The following is a 19999-nucleotide window of genomic DNA, read 5'->3' as shown; positions in this document are numbered from 1 at the left end:
TTTGGCCTGAATGTCGGCCAAGGTTGGATTCAGCGGCTCGGGGATTCTGAAGCAGAACCTATGCGCCCGTCGACCATAATGGTGCAGCGACATTCGGGTCGCCATCGAGACACTTGGCTGCTGCGAGGCCTGCACTATCTGCGCCTTGAACTCGGCGCTGTGAACTCGCCGTGGGCGGCCCGGCGCTGCTTGGTCAATAGTGCGTACGTATCCATCAAGCCGTCGTTGGATACGAGCATCCTAGGCACGGCTCAGCGGATCAGCATGACTTCGCTGGCCGCTTCCGCCGATGGATCTCGCGCTGAGCAAAGGACCTACCTCTCGACCTTCACAACCCGAAGTTCACGACTTGGCTTGTCGGCGATCTTTAGCGTCGCCTGCTCGCCCTCAGCCAATCCAAGCAGAGCGCGGGCCAACGGCGTTTCCTCATTGAGGAGACCAAGCCGTAGGTTGCTTGCACTGTCGACGAGTTGGACGGTGTGACGCTCTGGAGGCTGGACAAGAACCTCGTACGTCACCCGGTCTCCCAACTCGACGAATATCTGCGTCTTCGGGGGCGGCGCAACGATGACAACCTCGCCACCCTCATCCGAGGGATCGCTACCTACGTTCTCCGTCGCGGCGGTTTCCGCAGGCAATTCGACTTCGGGCAGGAAGTCCGCATCATTGAACGGTGGAGGCTGCCCTTGGTCCTCAACCTTGCGTTGCTCAAGGAATGCCTGCAAGCGAGCCAACTGCCCCGCGGGGTCGGCGAACCAGTCTGTGGACCACACTCGGATGAGCCGGCCACGCCACCCCATCAGCTCAAGAATTTCCTGGCGGATCCGGTCTCGGTCCCTCGCGGACAAACTGGAGTGGTACATCACTCCGTCGCACTCGATACCGGCCAAGTACTCCCCGCTGCGGTCCGGGTGGCGAACGCCGAGGTCGATGAAGTAGCCCGCTACACCGACTTGCAACTGCACGTCGTAGTTTGCGCCCCGGAGCGCATCTGCGACCGCAAGCTCGAAGTCACTGTCCGCGTCTCGCGTCGTCTCTGTTGGCTTCGGACCAGGCAAGAGTCCGGTCTTCGCGTACTCCAGATACTCACGGAAAGCCCTCCGACCAAGGCTTGCCTTCTCATCCACCCTCACGTCCGAAGGCAGCATCGAAGTGAAGAGGTCGATGCGACGTCGCGCACGGGTGAAGAGCACGTTTAAGCGGCGCCAGCCATCTGGCAAGTTGATGGGGCCGAAGTACTGGGCAACCTCTTTCGCGCCGGGCGCCTTCCCGAAGGTCGAGGACACAAAGATGACGTCCCGTTCGTCGCCTTGGACGTTCTCGAGGTTTTTGACAAAGAACTTCCAGCCGGCTTTCTCGTGCCGCTCCAAGTACTCGGCCACGCCCTTCACGTCGCGCGACTTCTGGTCGAGCAGGTCTTCAATCAACTCGCGCTGAGTCTGGTTCAGCGTGACAACGCCAAGCGATTCCTCGGGCGCCGAGAGCATGTGCTCGACGACGGCATCAACTACTCGCTGAGCCTCAGGTACGTTGCGCCGGCCCTGGTACAGGCCGTTCTGGACATAGCGGTAGTTCACCCCCAGGCGGCGGTTGCGCTGATAGGGCGACGGGAACACGACCAGGCGTCCGTCGTAGAACTGCGCGTTCGAGAACGCAATGAGCGACTCGTGCTTCGAGCGGTAGTGCCACCTCAACGTGCGCACCGGGCGGTAGAGATGCTCACAGATGCCCAAGATGCTCTCCACACCGTCCACAACTGACGGTGTGTCCTCGGGGTCTTCGTCATCTGCATCCAGCAACCGGTCAAAGAAGTTCGTTGGCGGCAACTGCTTGGGGTCACCGACAACCACCAACTGGCTGCCCCGCGCGATGGCGCCAAGGGCATCCTCCGGCCTTAGCTGCGATGCCTCGTCCATCACGATTAGGTCGAACTTAAGGTAGCCGGGCTCCAGGTACTGGGCGACCGACAGCGGGCCCATCATGAAACACGGCTTGAGCTCCTGCAGGGACTTTCCCGCACGCTTCAGCAACTGGCGGATTGGCACGTGACGCTTCTGCTTGTTTGTCTCCTTCGTGAGGAGGGCCATCTCCGTCAGGTCACCCGCCCTGCCCCCAGCAACACCCCGCTCCACCTTCTTGGCCTTGTCCACCTTGGCCGCGTACATCGCGCCGTTCAGCTTGACGAGTTCTAAATCGAGCGAAGCGAACTCTCCTCTCAGCCGCTCATGGCCGGCCCCGGCGAAGCGTGCGAGTTCCTTATGCTCAGTCAGGATGCCACGCGCGATGCTCCGGTAGACAACGTACTCGAAGCCGCGGACCAAAGCTGTGGGGTTCAGCCTGCCCTGCTCAGCGCGAGCCAGCACTTCAGCGAGGCCAGCCCCACTGGCGTCGTCTTTTGCTGCGTGGAACTTAGACCATGGGATTAGCGCAGGCGCTGCAGCAATGGCTTTGTTCAACCTAGTCACCGCGTCAGTTGGGCAAGGAGCGCCACCCCAGACCTTCCAGTCCAGGTTTCCCTTGTCGGCGAACGCGTCCATCGCGGCTTTGTAAAGGCCGAACGACTCGTTCCCTGACACCACGCACTTGAGCAGAACTGACATCAAGTCCTCTGCATCTCGCTGGAGTAGGCGGTTCGCCACGCCCGCAGGCAGCTTCTCTGCGACACCAGCAACGGCTGTGGCCCAGGTGATGCAAGCCTCCAAAGCCGCCTCGTCGGTGTTCAGCCCGTCTAGAAAGGAACCAAAGAACTTCTGGAAGCTTGGGTCAGCCGTGATGCCGGCAAGCGCCTTTGTCGACTCCATCGACGCTGTCATCGACTCAACCACTGCTCGCAGCGGAATCAACGGTCTTGAGTACGGTTCCAGCAGACGGGCTGCAGCGGCCACTGAGCGCGCTTGGGCCAGCCTTCGGGCCAAAAACGCATGTGCGCCCATCGATTCAGCCACATCGCTGGCCAGGAACGCACGCGCCAGGTGCTCCACCGTCAGGAACGATTCGACAAACCGCAAGGACGAGGTGACGCTGGCTTTCTGGCCCACCTCTGCGCTCAGAAAGCCTGCCAGTTGGGATGCCACTGACGCCTTGCCTGCAAGGTGCTGAACGCCTTCGGCAACCGCGTAATAGGACAAGGGCGAGCCTGACAAACCCAGTGCGGCGCCGGCATGCGCCAGGCGAGCAGGGGCAGACAGGAGTGCACGGAGAACGCCTTCGTGCTCATTGAGCCTACGACGGATCTCCAGCAGCTCAATCGCCCGACCAACCGAGGCAATGGGGCGCACGGTTGACTTCAGAAGCTCGGCGCTGGCGCCCAGGGACCGTGCATACGCCTCCAGCGGCTTGACCAAATCCTCGATACGACGCGCCCGCGCCAAAGCAGGGTCGACTCCGGGCAGCAATGCTGCCCTTTTGGAAACATCTCGAAGCCTTGAGAGCCACACGCGGATCCGCGGGGCGTTGCTTGACAACAGTGAGAGATGCGCTTCAGCCACGGTATTTAGATTCACCTGGCCGGCAAGGTCAGTTGCCATCAACGCTGGCGTGCCAGCGCGCAACCATCCGTTCAGTCTTCGGACCTTGTTGAAGTCAGTCTTGACGCCAAGGAACAGGGACCCAAGCGCGTTTCGGAACGTCTCACTATGGACAAACTCTTCCTGGGCGGTCCGCCAAGCAAGAACGGAGCCGAAATGTGCCGCCATCCCCGAGGCGTTGAGCTTGGCCTCCCCCTTGAAGCAGCTTCGGAAGGCCGCCCTAGCCAGGCGCCAGTCCTTCTTCATGAAGTTGAAGAAGCCATCGCCCCGGCGGAGTACACGCAGGTGGGTCTGCAGTTCCTCATCGTCCGGCAGAGCATCCATGTGGAACGATGCCGCAACCTTGGATGCCTTGGCAGCCACGGCCTTGTTCGCCTCCTCGGCACGAATCGCCAAGTCAGGAAAGTCGGGCCGCTCGAGCCCAGGCCCCCGGAAGGACAACAACTCCTGGGGCGCCTCGACCGAAACCGTTAGTAACGCCTCGATCGCCTCAAGCCCGGCTCGAGTGAGGTCGACCGGAATCCCGATTCGAGAGAAGAAAGCCTTCAGCTCCTCTGACGCTTCCCCAGCGTTTGCCGTCAACTCCCCTATCTCTCGAGCCGTCTGGGTGAACTGTTCGGCGGTCCAGTCCTGCCAACCACTAGACGATAGCCGGCGAAGTTCATCGAGCGTGGCTGCATCAACGGGGGCCTCGGGCAACAGTTCCGGCAATCCCCTTCCGTCCAGAAGTGCCTGCAGTTCCTCGACCCGGCCATCGAACTTGATTCGACTTTCACCGAGCACACCATGAACCTGGTCCAGTCCGGCCTGGGTCTCACGGGCGACGGCCTCAGCTTGCGCCGCCAGACCTTCCAGCTCACTCGCTGGGACTGTCGCCCAAGGCGCAGTTGCTGGCGTGTCCCTGGCCTGCTGAAGCTTGCTAAGTAGGACTTCAGGATTGCTCGGAACGATGGCTTGAAACCCTTCGAGGCTCGATTGCGCTGCGCAAACCGCTTCGGCGACCTGCGATGAGAGCCCCAAAAGCTCTTTGAGGCCCCGGCTGGCCCCCTCGGAGCTCAATGCCTCATTGGCGTCAGAAATCGCTTGCGGGAGCTGGTCTGCGTCAGCAAAGTCACGCCTCAGCAAAGCTGCGTCTGCAGTCTTCTCCAATGCTCGGGCCTTGAGCAGCGCACCGCTTAAGCGGGACACCTCAGCGCGTGCACGAATTAAGCTTTCGAGACCGCCGTCGAACATCCGCTCCAGGAGCTCACCTTCCCGAGGACGCGCTACGTCTGCAAGCGCCCTTACTGGCTCGTACGCATTGCGCAGCTGATTCATGCTCCAGGGCGAGCTCGAGAAGACTATCTTCAGCTCGTCTGAGTCCCTCTCCATCGCGCCGGCAAACTTCAGCGCCTCTTCAAGGGCTTCCAGAATGACGAGCTCATCGCCCTTGACCAGCAGACGCGGCTTGAACCCAAGCCAACCGCAGTCCTTTGGCAAGCACCCAAGCTCGCCAAGGGCCACTGCAGCGTCACGGAGGGTCATACGGTGCCTATCGATGACCTCCGCACTCCATGAAGCAGCCCGAGTCAGGATGAGACCCGACACACCGTCGACTTCCGAGCCGAGCTCACGCCTGCGCCGCTCGGCAGCCCAAAAGAGCTCGTGAACCGTGAGATCGAGCTTGTTCCCGATGCGGCTCCCGAGTAACTGTGCGTATCTGTTCAACGTCCCGCGGCGTTCGCGCAGCACCTCCAGGCTCTTTTCATACCCAGCTGGATGCCGGTACGTACGTGTCATCCGCTGCTGGATGCTCTCCAGCAATTGCTTCTTTTGCGTCTTGTGGCTGTGCAGCTCGAGGCAGAAGTCCCCCAGCCCAGCCGCTTCAAGTCGCTGCTTCACGACCTCCAGGGCAGCCAGCTTCTCAGATACGAACAGGACTTTCTTGCCTGCCGCCATAGCGGTGGCGATGATGTTCGTGATGGTCTGCGACTTTCCGGTCCCCGGTGGGCCGTTGATGACAAGGCTCTTGCCGTGTTTGACGTCAATGATGGCGCTGTGCTGGGATGAATCAGCGTCGTAGATGAGAGGCAGCTCGCCATCGGGATGCTCATCGATGACGTAATCCTCGGCATGAAACGCATCGGTAGGGCTTGCTCGCGCACCCTCAAAGATGCTGCGCAGCAGCTCGCTCTCCAGAAGGTTTGCTGACTTCTCCGGATCCAGGTCCGCCCAGATAGCGAGCTTGCCGAAGGACAGGAACCCCAGTGAAAGCCGCCGCTTCACGCTCCACTTTGCACGCTTGGAGACCGCAGCTGTGATCTTCGCGAAGTAGGTTTCCGGTGAGTCGTCTTCCTCCAGCATCGGCAGCTCGAGACGAAACTGCTGGCGGAACTTCTCGCGAAGGGTGAAGTTTTCAGCAACATCTTCACCCGAGTGCTGCAACTCGTAGAGATAGGTGCGCGACTCCGGGTCAATACGGCCTCGGACGAGGTTCACCGGCACAGAAAGCAGAGGTGCGTGAACCGGCTTCTCCGAGTCCTCGCGGTCGAAGTACTCGAGGAAGCCGAACATGAGGTACAGCATGTTCGTTCCGGTCTCTTCGACGACCGTGCGCGCTTCGGATGAAATCTTGCGAGCGAGCTTTTCCAGTTCGACCGGGTACTGAAGCACCTGCAGTCCGCCAACGCGCTTGTAGGCAGTGCTAGCCGCGGAAGGCCCAATGTCTACCGATGTGCCGATACCGACTTCACGGGCGTAGACGCGCACGTCAGGCTTCCTGCCGTTGTCGTACCGCTCGTGAGGCGGGTCCGGCACGTAAGCCAGCGGGACTGACTTGCCCTCCACCAGCCGCTCAAACAAAACGCTGAGGTCAGGATCGTCTGTGAACTGAACGGAGAGCGCCTTTGGGTGCCGATAGTTCAGCAGGCGATTGCGCATAGTCAGGTCGAGGAGCCTCGTGCGCAACCGCTCCAGCGCCTGGGCTACCGAAAGCTTGCCGTTGAAAAGTTCGCCAGCAAGCTTGCTGGCATCTTCTGATTTATAGGGATTACCCTCGCCCATATTCCCTCCACCACAGCGTCCGCCGACGTGTCTTTGAGTTGTTAGTACGGCCTCAAGAGGCACGAGAGTAGCAAGGTCCGGTGAGGGCCTCCACACAATGCGTTGCTATGACGTATCCAGCCCGAAACGAGTCAGACCGGGAGACTGACGACCTTTGCTAGTTAAGTCGCAGCGCCGGCTTCCATTCAGGGGCCTGCCACCCCCAGACATGGACCGCCTCGAACGCCTTGGGCAAGAGCGTCCGACCAATTTCAATGCTTGCCGACAGCGGCGTCGCCTATGGACAGCGTCAGTTCCTCAGGAGCACGCCGACCTTGCTCAGGGATGCGCCGGTGCATGAGGAATACCTGGAGTTGCCGCAGGCGCCTTAAGGCGAGGAAGTGGCCTTCGACTACGCATCGCTTCGGATGACGCTGCGGAGCCATCGCGTACGAAGCGGATCTTCTCAACAGTGCTTGAATAAATGTCGATGAACTCTGCCATCCGTGTCTTGATGGCTGCCGGGATTGCTGCCCTGGTTTCTCTGCCAGACCAGGCGAACGCCTGGGGCGCCAACGGACATCGCCTGATCGCTGAACTGGCGGAAGCCAAGCTGTCGGCCGCCACCAGAGCCAAGGTGCAGGGACTCCTGAAGCTGGAGCCGGGGGCGACGCTGGTGTCGATCGCGACATGGGCGGATGAGACCCGTTCGCCCAGCACGGCGGCATGGCACTACGTGAACTTCGCGCGAGGGGGTGACTGCACCTACGAGCAGGCGCGGGACTGCCCTGAGGGCAAATGTGTCGTCGAGGCGCTGGAGCGCAACCTGGCCGTGCTCGCCAGCGTCCAGCCGGCTGAGGAACGGCTGACGGCCTTGAAGTGGGTCGTGCACCTCGTCGGTGATGTCCATCAGCCGCTGCACGCAGGATTTGCCGACGACAAGGGCGGCAACCTGTTCCAGCTGCGAGCCTTCAACCGCGGCACCAACCTGCACAGCTTGTGGGACGGCGGCGTCATCCTCAACTGGCCAGGCGGTGAAGAGCAGCTCCGGGCGGCGGTGACGACCGCTGCAGCGCCTCAGGCGGTTGGCAAACCCAGTGATTGGGCGTCGGAAGCTTGCCGGGTAGCCGCTGCGCCCGACTTCTATCCCGAGGAACGGATGGTTCCGGACAGCTACTTCGAGCGGTGGCGGCCCGTCCTTGCCGAACGGCTGAGCGCGGCGGCCGCGCGATTGGCGGTGTTGCTGACGAAGACGCTTTGATAGATCGGGCGGCGACGTCTTTGCTGCCCTGCCGGTACCTTTCGCGATGGGTGGTAAGGACAGCATGGCAGCGGATGCTGACGGTCGCGACCGGCGTCCGTCTGGTCGCAATGTGCCCACAGCCGAAGTCTAAGTTGGACATCGGCAGACGGCACTGCAGCGGGATCTGCCATCCGTCGAGGCGGGGCGCACTGCCCGATGTCGCCGAGGGGCTCGCAGCGAGTTGGCCGAGTTACAGATTGCACCATCCCCGGTGAACCAAGCGGCGCCCCCCGAACCCTGGGGGCTGTAGGCGATCGTCACGTTAACTCCCCTACCATGTGACTTCATAAAACAAAGGGAGGAACAATGAAACTGCTCGCTGGTTCACGCATCGTCGGCGCCGCCGCTTTGCTGATCGGGGGCCTGGGTCAGAATGCGATAGCTTCGCCTGGCACATGGGAAGCAACGCTGCAAGGCAGGGACCTGAATCAAGACGGGATCACCGACGCGTTCTATGACACCGTTTTGGACATCACATGGCTGAAAGACTGGAATCTGGCGAAAACCAGCAAGTTCGCCGGTGCCAATGCCAATGGCGGGATGGACTGGATCGAGGCAAAGCATTGGGCGGAATCCCTTACCTTTGGTGGATTCTCGGACTGGCGGCTACCCGGCATCAGGCCGGTTAACGGTCTTGCCTTCGACTATCGCTTTTCGACAGACGGTTCAACGGACATTGGCTACTCACGCCCAGGTCAAGGTTGGGGAGATGCAAGCGAGATTGGTCATCTTTACTACGTCACCTTAGGGCACGCTGCATTCTCGCCCGAGGTCTACGCATCCAACTCGGATAACCGTCCGTTCGAGAACATGGCCACTGGTAGCTTCTACTGGATTGATGCTTTGTACGCTGTAGATCCCTCGAGGGCTTTTCGCTTCTGGAACACCTACGGGGAACAAGGGCATTCCCTGAAGTCTCTCGACCTTCATGCCGTTGCAGTTCGCAATGGTGATGTCGCCCCAATCCCAGAGCCCACAACTTTGGCATCGTTCATTGCAGGCATGCTTTGCCTAGTGCTCTTCCGTAGTGCCCAAACCATTCCCGGTGCCGATCGTCTGAAATGATTTGTAGGAAATGACGGCGACGAAACGTGTCAAAGCGCAGGCGGTGCGATGCTGCTGCGGCGACAAGCTATGCCACGCGACCGCTTTTGGCATTGAGTGTGATCCGATGAAAGCCTGCTAGGGGTGAATCACGAAGCCCGTCAAGCCTGTCGCAAGCGGCAGGCACGGTAGCTCTGTATCTCGGGTCAATTTCGGCTTTGGGCACTGACCTGCCTCCGAGATGCGGATCGGCAGGCCGTCGTCAGCAAGGTGCCCATTGCTGAAATTCGAAGTGGCCAAGAAACAAATCGCCTTCGCTCTCGATCGATCTATACTTAAAAAGCAGGTTATCAGCCTTGGCGAAGGCAATCGAATCAAAGGGAGGATCCATGCATATTCGACTTGTTGTGCCAATGATCTCGGCGCTCTTTTTGGCATTCAACGCAAGCGCAGTCACAATTACCCAAACATTTAAGTCAAATTGGTCTGTAAATGTATGGGATTACTATGGAAATGTCTCTGCGCTGCGGTGGAATTATCTGGGATACGCCCCGTTTGATTCATCGCTTGGAAAGTTGACTTCAATTTCAGTAGTCGAAACAATATCAGGCACGCGTGAGAACAGCGCGGATGCGCTAGATATCCGAGAAGCGTTCTTCACTGGATGGGATCCAAGTCGGTATCAGTTTTATAGCTCCTACACAATTGCGCCGGGCTCAAACGATTTCTCCCAAACGTTCACGCATACGTATTCAGACGAACCAGCTCTAACGAGACTCACGAACTACCAGTATTACACAGGAGTACAGAGTTCCGGAAAGGGAACAGGAGGTGCTTGGTACTATTTTGAAAGCGGTACCAAAACTGGCGCACATTCAATTTCTTCGGAAACTGTATTGACATATGTCTATGAAGCGGCTTCTCCTGTGTCAGAGCCGGCGAGCTATGCATTCATGTTCATGGGCCTAAGTGTGATCGGGGCGGTCAAGTTGCGCGCACGATCGACCTGAATAATTTAGACCTGTTTTCAAGGCCTACCAGTTTGACCCAGTCTTTCGCGTGAACTTAGGTTGCGGCTCATTTGCTGAGAGTCAGGTTTGGGCGCAACGCTGCCACTCGCGGTGAAGCATCGAACCGGGGAAGCAGGGCGGGAGCTTCGACTGGCTTGGTGCTCCCATACGGCCGCTTCGTTAAGCGTGCGTTGCTAACGACTACCGCAAACAAGGCGTAGAGATTGAGGCAGGGCGGAAGCCAAGCGTCGCCCCTTTTCCGATGCGGTTGTAAGCACCGTTCAGTGGTGCAGCGCTGAGCCGGCAGGCCACTCCTGCTGCCGGGCTGCAGATCAGGGTCGTTCTTTTCAAGTTTCCCGCTTCTGGGTAGAAAGTTTCCCGCAGCGCTTCCCGTAACTGGTCCGCTTGGGCCGCGAGGATGGGGAAGACGCCCTAAGGGTGATCTGGGCAAAATTTCGTCAGTCCAGCAGCCAACACTCAGCCGCCGTGAAAACATTTCGTCTCAGCGACAGTCGCAATGGTGGCCCTTGCGTCAGGTCGGTTCTAACGCACGGGCTTCGAACCGCGCAGCGCCGCTGCCTGGAAGCTTTAACCGCCCCGGGTTCCGCGAAGGCCAATTGGTTCAGGCCAGACGGTGGCGTCCTGGCCAGCGCGTTGTCGATGTAGTCGGCCTCGTGGCCCACAGCTGGGCAGTCGCAAAGCAGTCGCCGGTGAATTACTGCAATCAGCGGCGGATTCAACCGGTCGTCTGGTCAGCTTTCTGAGTCGGCTGTCGCGCAGTTGCGGGCATCGGGAAATGACTGGTTTGTGGCGACACGATTCAAAAAATGCTATGAATTGGCTCGACCAATCGCTGAAAGTCAATATCAGCCTCAGAAACCCAAAAATGGGATCTTCGAGACATGCGGTAAAGTCGATGTGTCTGTCACGCTGGCCCTCTATTCTGCAGGTTTTGGCATTGAACATCCATGCTGTATTAGAAGAGAGGCAGGGCGTGCCGGTCGAGATTTTCAGGGAATTAAAATGGTACTAAAAAAACGAATTCAGGAGTTGATTCGCCTCCTGGCTGCAGGGATGCATGAGCGCGAGGAGGTTGTTGCCGTGTCCTTTCTGGGGGCGCTGAGTGGGCAGAACACCTTCCTTTACGGGCCTCCAGGTACTGCAAAGAGTCTAATTTCGAGACGTATTGCCTGCGGTTTCGAGAAGCCCTCCTATTTCGAATGCCTGATGAACCGGTTCAGCACACCCGAAGAGGTGTTTGGCCCGGTGTCGATCAAAGAGTTGAAAGAAGATAGGTACGTACGCAAATCCGAGGGCTACTTGCCCAAGGCCGAGTTCGCGTTTCTAGATGAAATTTGGAAGTCCAGTCCAGCGATTCTGAATGCATTGCTCACGCTCATCAACGAGCGACGATTTCGCAACGGCGATCAGATCGAGGAAGCCCCGCTAAAAGCATTGATCGCTGCGTCGAACGAAACGCCGGACGAAAACCAGGGCCTCGACGCGTTGTATGACCGCTTTATCGTCCGATTAATGGTGCCACCGATTACGCAATCGGACCACTTCAACAACTTACTTGACAGTCCGCCGACTGAAGCCCACGTAGCGGTGCCACCCGAACTGGTTGTTAAATCGGCCGAATGGGATTGTTGGCGCAGAGATATTCAGGGGTCCGTACGACTTTCCAATGAGACACGTACCATCATCCACCTTATCCGTAGCGCCCTACATGCTCAGCACGAAACACTAAAGGTTTACGTGTCTGATCGGCGCTGGCAAAGGGCGGCCGTGCTGATGAAGGCGGCGGCATTCTTTAATGGTCGGAGCGAAACGAATCACAGCGATGCATTGTTGTTGCAGCATTGCCTGTGGACAACGAACGAGAATCGGGAGGCTATTGCTGAGATCGTAACCACGGCCATTCAGCAATCGGGTTTCGAAGGCGAAGCCGACCTCGCAGCGCTTGATCGTGCCAAAGATGCCCTCGACAAGGAAGTTCATCAAGAACTCTATTATTCAGAAGACCTGTACGAAACGGTTGAGCATGATGGAGAAAACTACTTTCAAGTTGAGTTTGAAGGCTTTGAGAGCTATGAGCACGGTAGGATTAAATCAATTCTAATTCCATCCAAAGAGCTGAAATCTTCGGGTGCTTTCAAGGCGCTCACCCTTCAGGGAAATATCCTGAAAGAAGTTTCATGTAAATTCGACAGTCAAGGCGTGTGCGAAATTACAATTGAAGATTGGAATCGCCGCCGCCGCGTTTTCAAAGTAACCCCAAGTGTTCTATTCCACAAAGGGGATAAGAGATCAGGAGTCAACAAGCGACTCGTTAAGGCATTGACCCAACAAGTGATCGAGCTAAAGAATGAGCTGGAAAAGGTCCGAAACCAAGCTTACGAGCGGGTCGACGCCTACCGCCTATCGATGGCATCCAACTTCGTTCCTGAAATTAAGACAGCGGTCGCCTACCGAAGCGTGCAGGAGCAAGTCGAACGTCTCAATCTTCGAGTGCTGGACTGTGATCGGCTTCTGAGCTTGTGTCAGTGATACCAGAGAGCGCTGCCAAGGCGGCCACTATTGCCCTATTGAATGACTTGCGATCCAGGTTCCCGTTGTGGCCCCAGGTCGCTGCAGAGCACGTAAGGTCCCGCTGTGAAGAGTGGGCCAAACGTACACATATCGAGGTGGCCGCGCATAACCCGTTTGGGCCGCATGAGCAAGCCTGGGAAGACTTTGTAGCCAGGGTTGAACATGGGGCACTTGCAGAAGACGAATGGCGTAACGCCGTCCAATGTTTCGGCGAGTTGTGCCATTCGAGGGGGAAACCTTTTGATAAAGACTTTTGGCGCAAACAGTTTAGCGATGAGACGTCAGAGCAAGAAAGCAATAAGACACACAAAGGAAAGACACGCCCACATATAGAAAGCGCGGCCGGACTGCTTGGTATTCAGTGGCGTGAAACACTGGACAGGGCCATCAGTGAGTGGGAGATTCAAGAAATTGCTAGGCGTCGCGATGCTCTGCGCCATGAATTGGAGACTCTACTCAAGTTAATAGACACACTGGCGCAACATCTCGAAGCGATGGGACTCGAGCCAGGAATCCTGATAGACCTGTCCCAAGGGCAGCTTTCACCTCAAGACATTAGTCAGTTCAAGCGCTGGGCGCAGTACCTTGCCAACGACACCGGCGTGAAGGCCTTGTGCGATTTGCTGGGGAAACTCCGTCAGATGGAACTATCGGAGCGGGTCGAGCAAGTGAACACGGTTCATATCCATGAGGTATGGCGGCCTGATCCGAATTCACGGGAAGAGATCATTGGGGTACGTCTCGGTAGGGATCTGGAGCGCGCTTTGCCGAGCGAACTGGCACTACTGGCCGACTCTGACACTTCCGTTCTGTTTGACATGAAGTACGTAGAGTCACGTTTGATGTGCTTTGATACGCGCGGCTTGCAATTGGTCGGCGAACATCACGACTGCGTGAAAAATCAACGCACCAGCGAAACTGACAAATTAGGGCCCCTGGTGATTTGTATGGACACCAGTGGGTCTATGTCCGGCATGCCAGAGACGATAGCCAAAGCGGTTGCACTGTACATGGCAACCAAAGCACGGACACAGAAGCGGAATTGCTACCTAATCAATTTTTCGACCAACATCGAGACGTTGAACCTCGGTCTTGAAAATGGAATAGAGTCATTGATGCGATTTTTGCAGATGTCATTCCATGGCGGTACAGATGGTGCTCCAGCCCTTGGCCATGCGTTAGATACTATGCAGAGCGAGCAATATGCAAAGGCCGATTTGCTCATGATTTCTGATTTTGTCATGGCTCATCTGCCCTCCCAGATCTGTGAGGCCATTGAAGCACAGCGCCTCCATGGAAACAGATTCCACTCGTTAGTAATTAATCGGGGATTCCATGCCCAGGATGTGCGCTCGCTGTTCGATCAAGAGTGGATTTATGACCCCCACAGCAACCAAATTTCAGAGTTGGTGGGCTTTCAAAAAGGAGTGGCGAGAAGTTCCATTCAGTGAAGCGGCTTCAGATCACGAAAACTCTCGGACTTGTGGCGGGACAAATGAAGCACCTCAGCCATCACAAGGAAGATGGCAGCGGATGATCTGCCGCAAAGAAGTAGCCCGTGCATCCACTTACCCCGGCAAAATCGCGGCCGCGTCGGGGTCGGCGCGCATGCACGTAAGCACTGCGTGTTGAGGCTTGCAGCGAACTGACCCGGGGGCGCTCGTGCAGAACTGATCACTCCTGCTTCCCCTGCTCATCCGTCGAGCAGGTCAGTTGGTTTGCGTGGGTTAGTTTTGCGCGAGCATGACCCCGTTTTGCGGGTCAGTTTTCGGCGAGCGTCAACAGGAGGCGGTCTCTCTAGACCGCGTCAGGTGTCGAAGAACTAAATACCCACCGATAGACGAAACAACTGCTCGCGTAAGCCAGCGGAAACGGGTCTTTTTGTGTCGAATATGCGAACCTGTTTTTCGAAGTCGGATCCTGGAGTGATATGCCGACTCGACACTCGCTTGCCAGGTGGCGCAGCGGGATAGTCCTGGCCGGCGGGCCGAAGGCGTAGGCGAATGCCGAACTGATCGTGCAATCCACGCGCATACAACTCGGATAGCTCCGCTTTGGTCAGGTGGGCAGACCGCTTTTTGGCTTTGCCATCACCCGCCAAGTCTCGAATCACTTCATACCTGCCCTTGCCATCACCCGTCGAGTTCTCGAAGGGGTGCATCACGTACTTAGTTGGCGCGGATGCACCCTTGCCGTGGTAAACGTGCTCAATGGCGATGTCTGTGAGGAGTTTCATTGCTGCTCTTGAGTTGTTACTGGTGTATCAGCGCTGGTTCTGTCTTGCCGCTCAACGCAACCATACCGATCTCCATGCTGGCCGAACTGATCGTGGTAGTAACTCCAAGCCCACTACTTCTTGACCTCGGCGAACTTCGCGGCCATGGTGGGATTGCCCTTGGTCAGTCGCTTGATCGTCACGTCCTGGGCCTTGTCATTTGCAAGTCGAAGGTTTCGATCCGTTCCAAGGAGGGCCTCCTTGGTCTTCTGCAGGTGATCAATGGACTTGTCGATCTCATCGATAGCCAACTGAAAGCGTCTCGACGCGAGGTCGTAGTTCTTTGCGAAGGCCGTCTTGAACGCGTCCAGCTCGGATTCGAAATTGGTGATGTCGATGTTCTGGGCCTTAACCAGCGCAAGCTCGGTCTTGAACTTCAAGGAGTTCATCGCCGCATTGCGTAACAGCGTAATGATGGGAATGAAGAACTGCGGGCGCACCACGTACATCTTGGGGTGCCGGTGCGACATGTCGACGATGCCAGTGTTGTAAAGCTCGCTCTCCGGCTCCAGCAGTGACACCAGAACCGCGTACTCGCACCCCTTTTCCGTGCGGTCTTTGTCGAGTTCCTTCAGGAAGTCCTCGTTGCGTCCCTTTGTCGCGGTGCGATCGGCCTCGTTCTTCATCTCGAACATGATCGACACGATCTCGGTGCCCGAGGCGTCGGATTCCCTAAAGATGTAGTCACCCTTGCTGCCGCTACGGGCGTCGTTGTCCTTCTCGAAGTAGGCAGTCTGAAATGCTGTCGCACGCAGCCGGTTGAATTCCGTCTCGCAGTGCTGCTCCAAGGTCTCACCCAGCATCTTGGTCGACAGCTTTGCCTTCAAGTCGCGCAGCCTTTCTATGGCGTCGTCTCGCTCCTTGATCTGTGTCTCGTACTTCTCCTTGAGGGAGGTCTCGGCGAGTGACTTCTCCAGGGCTGCGCGCGCCAACTCGGCTTTGAGGGCCTCTCGCTCCTTCTCCACGGTGCCCACTGCTTCTGAGAGTGCGAGCGTCTTGGTCACTTCAACGTTGTCCAGCTTGGCACGGAGGCTTTGAATCTCTGCGTCCTTGATGGCTGCTGCCGCCTGAAGCTCATGAAGTTTCCTTGCCTCAGCCAGTTGCAGGGCAGTCTCGGCATGACGTTTCTCTTCGGTGAGCGCCGCGGTCAGTGCGTCACGCTGCCTTTCCAGATCACTGGTGGCCTCCCTGATCGCGAGCGTGCGTTGTAGTTCAACGGCATCGAGCTTGGCTTTGAGTTCATGTAGTTCCACGTCCCTGGTCGCTACTTGCTGTTGAAACTGCGCTTGAAGTCGTGCTTCTGCGAGAGCAACGGTCGACTTCTTCTCTACTTCTGCCTGGGCCAAACGATCGTGCAGTTGAGCCTCGAACTCCTTGTCGCGGACCTGCTTCAAGATGTTGGCGTAACCCGCCTCATCAACTTTGAAGGCTTTACTGCAGTGCGGGCAAATGATCTCGTTCATCTTGATTGACTCCCTTTGGTTGGTTGAGGCGGATGGGCGGACTGTTCTTGTCGGCAGTCGGCTCAGGCGGCGCAGCTTGACCTGGCTATTGGCGGCCAAGCAGGCTAGCCAAGGTAGAGTCAGCAGGGGCCGTGTTCCAACGCCATTGGCCTGGTTCTGACAGCAGTACGTACTGCTCGTACCACCAGCCCAGGTGCTGTCTAGCGGTTCGTGGCTGTTCAGTGAGCGTCCGCAGGCGGGCAAGCGCTGGATCTGCGTTGACTGCTGAGGCCAGTCGCTGTGAAGCCGATCGGTAGATCACGATCGACTTGCCGCTGAGCAGGAAGGCGTGCGGCGTGTCACTTCCATTGCCAGCACGCATTTGTGCGTGGTGAAAGTTCTCGCCGCGCATGCCATCGCCTCGGAACATGCGATCCTGGGTCTGGGCTCCCACGTACAGGCGCTCGCGTGCTTGTAGTGCCATGGGATTTGCCCCTTCGGCAACCGCGAAGTAGATCCAGGATTCGCCACTCTTGCACTTGGGCGCGTGCAGTTCAGTCTCAAAGACCGGCAAGCCGAACATGCCGCGCTTCGCGTAGTCATAGGTTCGGGAGGGCTGCGCTCGCTTCAAGGTGATGTAGCGCTCGGCGACGGACGCAGCGGCGGGAATGAGGCTGGGGAGGTGCATCAGATAGGTGTAGCTCGTTGGCTGGACGTTTGATCGGCATGAAGAGGGTGGGCCTGGCTGCTGGCGTCCATGCAGGCCTGCTCAGTGATTTCGAGTTCGTCTGGTCCGGTGGGCTGCAGTGATGAGATGTCCGTTGTTCCCCAACACAACGAGGATGTTGAGGCTCGACAGGTTTCGGAGCGCGTGAGGCATCTCGACTGCCAGTCGATCTCTGGATTTGCGATCAAGGAAAAATCGAGTTGCGCCGTACGAGTGTTGTTCGCGGCCGAGGTCCATCACAGTGACCACTTGCTCGATCGTGATGCCACGCTGTTGAAGACGGGTCCTTGCGTGACAACTCAAGTCAGGAGTGGTGAGTGCCGCACTCAGTACTTGGCTTGCTGGTGATGAGTTCTGCCGCGTGGGATTCGGTGTGCTCGAGGCAGTCGCCTTTGACCTTCCGGCCGGGAGGCGGCGCACGCGCTCGCGGTGGTTCGAATGGGTTTGCTGCGCATGGTCCTCAACGTCGAACTCATATTGCGAACCTGCAAGTTGAAGAACTTTAAGTTTGGGCATCGTTGCCTCCCAGGTACTGGTGGATCGGTTCGTGGCCTATTTGCTATCCAGATGGGCAACTGCATGCCCCTGCTTGAAATTGGCTATGACTCGGCTTAATCGCGTGTACGTTCTAGCGCTGCTGTCGACTTGATCTGCGACTCCACGGCTGACAGTTGCCCGCGCAGCCGCGCCTCATCCGCCTTCAGCATCAACAGGTTGGGGTTGAAGTTGAGGATGGTGGCAAGGTCGCGTATCCGGGACTCGTCCTCCAGGTCGGCTGCGGTGAGGTCCAGACCAGTCCTTGCCATCGAGGCATTGGGGCCCTCTACCAGCCAGAGTGCCTTGGGGAATCTAGTCTTCAATGCCTGCAGCGTCGCTTGAGCTTCCGGCTCATGAGTGCCCAGGGCCCTTACATGCTCAGACAGCGCAAAACAGAGTTCCTCAATGGTGTCGAACTTGGCTGCAGCGAGGTTGAGGATGCCGTTAGCGTTGCACTTGGCTTTGATGGGCTGGTAGCGCCCCTTTGCCTTCAGCCAGGTACGAGCATCTTCAACAGCGACCACTGTTGTTCCCTTGACGCTTTGTGTAGGGAGCGGGTTTTTTCGCTTGGGATTGGCCAAGGCACGCAGGCTTTCTTCCTTGAACCCTGACACCAGCGCCAACTCTCGAATGGTCAGGAAGCCGGGGTCGGACTCTTCTAGGAACGTTTCCGTCGCACCTTCCAGCAGGTGCCGCGCGTTCGCGATCTCGACTGTCTGAAGCAAACGCCGCGCGGCTTGGACCTCGGACAGGCCGCTGTACTCCGCTTGCCACAGCAATGAACTCGACGATGCGAGATCCCTGAGGTACATCCCGAGCCACCATGCATGGCTCTCATCACCCAGTTCATGGGGATACAGGCACGGATCGAACGTCCCGTGGTACGCAAACTCGTAAAGCGCTTCCAAGGTCTGCGCGACGTGCGTGTGTGCAACATCCGACCACTCGACGCCAGCGTCGCTCGCTGACTTCTGCGGATTCGAAGCCGCTGACGTTCCAAGCGGTCGACCTGCCACGGCGTCGAAGAGGGTGGTCCTTAGACCCTCGCGAAGCGAGTACTGGCGGTGATCTCTGCCAACGATGCGGTCAAGGATGTGAGCCTGAGCCCACAGGACGGTAACGATGTCCGAGCGGAGTTGGTTCCGATCGGCCGGTTGGAGGGCGGACTCGGCTGCGTGCGCCTCAGTGCTCTCTTGAAGGTCTGTCTTTGCATTCATATGAGCAATATAACAGCCGATCAGATGTGTTGCAAGCGTTGTATGTGCGATGCGAACAAGCTGCATTCCTCCAAGCTTGTGTCCGCCTGGTCTACGGCTCATCTTGAAAGCGCACTTCTCTTTGGAGGGCCAACCAGCCCAGCAGTCGCGTCTTGTTGTGCATCGGGCTACACAACGGAATCTAGGTTGTGATGTGCCATCGATCTGAAGGCAGCGTACGCGCGGAGTAGCTCAAAAGGTGAGCCACTGCTAGTGCCTTGAGTTGGTTGCTCTGGCCGCCGAGTTCCGCGAGGGCGGCTGTGTAGCAGCAATGCCGCTCTGTTCGTTCGACGTAGCTCATTCCATGAGCCAGGGGCTCGGTAGTCTGAGAGCGATGGCTTACGCGCCAACCGATTCCGTTGATTGCCTTCGCGTGAGCGTTGAGGCCGCCATTTAAGACAGTTGCGTGGCGCAAATAACTGCTGCATAGTTCGATCATGCATCAGCCCCCCACAGACGGCGCCTTGGAGCGCTTGTCCATTGACGCTCTGGCCAGCCTGGCGGGCGTCAGCCCGCGCACGATCCGCTTCTATATCGCCCAAGGCCTGCTGGATCGACCCGTTGGTGAGAAGCGGGGCGCGCACTACGTGCAACGCCATCTCGACCAGTTGCTGCAGATCCGACGCTGGAGTGAAGCGGGGTACAGCCTTGACCGCATCCGCGCGCTTGCCCAAGGTGCCCCAGAAGATCCGCCTCGCCGATCCACCGAGCCAGGCACTGTCGAAGTCTGGAGCCGCATGACGCTCGTCGATGGGCTTGAGCTGCATGTTGAACCAGGGCGTGCGGGACTCTCGCCAGAGCAACTCCGTGCGCTCCTTCAGGGCGTGGGCAAGCTGTATCACCAGGTTCGCGACCGCTGATCACGCCTGCCCGGGGCGATGCCCTTCGATCAATCAACAGGGAGAAAAACATGAACACAGAACACTCAGCATTCCTTCTGAGCAGCATCGACAACAACGCGCCTGTGCCAGTTCTTTGCGGCGTTCAAGCCCAGGGCATGTTGGATGGCGTGCTGTTTGAGATGACAGTTCGCCAGACCTACCGCAACACGTCAGACAGCAACCTGGAGGTCGTCTACACCTTCCCGCTGCCAAGTCAAGCCGTCTTGCTGGGGTTTGCTTCCGAACTGAACGGCAGCCGTTTGCAAGGCCAGGTTGTCCGCAAGCACCAGGCCGAGCAGCAATATGAACAGGCCCTCAGCGATGGCGACGCACCTGTGATGCTGGAAGCGCTTGGAGATGGGCTCCACACCGCCAACATCGGCA

The 19999-nt window shown here is 58.0% G+C and carries 12 protein-coding genes; 7 read left to right on the top strand and 5 right to left on the bottom strand.

The features are described 5' to 3' along the window. Positions 1-314: 314 nt before the first annotated feature. Positions 315-6569 (bottom strand): DUF4011 domain-containing protein, encoded by a 6255-nt coding sequence (locus NYO99_RS11785; RefSeq protein WP_268167400.1) that lies wholly within the window; start codon positions 6567-6569, stop codon positions 315-317. 469 nt (positions 6570-7038) lie between these two features. Between NYO99_RS11785 and NYO99_RS11780 the strand changes: the two genes are divergently transcribed. The 5 genes from NYO99_RS11780 (at position 7039) to NYO99_RS11760 (ending at position 13948) form a co-directional block, all read left to right on the top strand. After that, positions 7039-7809, top strand: a complete 771-nt coding sequence (locus tag NYO99_RS11780) for a S1/P1 nuclease (protein ID WP_268167399.1) — start codon at positions 7039-7041, stop codon at positions 7807-7809. Between the two features lie 348 nt (positions 7810-8157). Then, positions 8158-8916, top strand: coding sequence for an Lcl C-terminal domain-containing protein (locus tag NYO99_RS11775; RefSeq protein WP_268167398.1), 759 nt, complete (start codon positions 8158-8160; stop codon positions 8914-8916). A gap of 368 nt (positions 8917-9284) precedes the next feature. Then, a complete protein-coding gene (locus tag NYO99_RS11770; protein WP_268167397.1) occupies positions 9285-9905 on the top strand; it encodes a hypothetical protein in 621 nt (206 codons plus the stop codon). An 807-nt stretch (positions 9906-10712) separates the two neighbouring features. After that, positions 10713-12455, top strand: coding sequence for an AAA family ATPase (locus NYO99_RS11765; RefSeq protein ID WP_268167396.1), 1743 nt, complete (start codon positions 10713-10715; stop codon positions 12453-12455). Positions 12456-12592: 137 nt separating this feature from the next. Beyond that, positions 12593-13948 (top strand): VWA domain-containing protein, encoded by a 1356-nt coding sequence (locus tag NYO99_RS11760; protein ID WP_268167395.1) that lies wholly within the window; start codon positions 12593-12595, stop codon positions 13946-13948. Between the two features lie 371 nt (positions 13949-14319). Here NYO99_RS11760 and NYO99_RS11755 read toward each other — a convergent pair whose 3' ends face one another. The 4 genes from NYO99_RS11755 to NYO99_RS11740 form a co-directional block, all read right to left on the bottom strand. Continuing rightward, positions 14320-14733, bottom strand: coding sequence for a hypothetical protein (locus NYO99_RS11755; protein WP_268167394.1), 414 nt, complete (start codon positions 14731-14733; stop codon positions 14320-14322). A gap of 113 nt (positions 14734-14846) precedes the next feature. Continuing rightward, complete coding sequence (locus NYO99_RS11750; RefSeq protein WP_268167393.1) at positions 14847-16235, bottom strand: DUF2130 domain-containing protein; 1389 nt, start codon at positions 16233-16235, stop codon at positions 14847-14849. Positions 16236-16320: 85 nt separating this feature from the next. Further along, the gene (locus tag NYO99_RS11745) at positions 16321-16902 is read right to left on the bottom strand and encodes a hypothetical protein (RefSeq protein ID WP_268167392.1); all 582 of its coding nucleotides are present in this window, start codon (positions 16900-16902) and stop codon (positions 16321-16323) included. A 650-nt stretch (positions 16903-17552) separates the two neighbouring features. After that, complete coding sequence (locus NYO99_RS11740; RefSeq protein WP_268167391.1) at positions 17553-18761, bottom strand: hypothetical protein; 1209 nt, start codon at positions 18759-18761, stop codon at positions 17553-17555. Positions 18762-19198: 437 nt separating this feature from the next. Between NYO99_RS11740 and NYO99_RS11735 the strand changes: the two genes are divergently transcribed. Together NYO99_RS11735 and NYO99_RS11730 are read left to right on the top strand one after the other, a co-directional pair. Beyond that, positions 19199-19594, top strand: a complete 396-nt coding sequence (locus NYO99_RS11735; RefSeq protein WP_268167390.1) for a MerR family transcriptional regulator — start codon at positions 19199-19201, stop codon at positions 19592-19594. Between the two features lie 50 nt (positions 19595-19644). Continuing rightward, the coding region (locus tag NYO99_RS11730) for a VIT domain-containing protein (protein ID WP_268167389.1) at positions 19645-19999 on the top strand (355 nt) is incomplete at its 3' end.

Source organism: Roseateles hydrophilus (genome assembly GCF_026712245.1).
Classification (GTDB): Bacteria; Pseudomonadota; Gammaproteobacteria; order Burkholderiales; family Burkholderiaceae_C; genus Pelomonas; species Pelomonas hydrophilus.
This window is presented reverse-complemented; position numbering and strand designations above follow the sequence as displayed.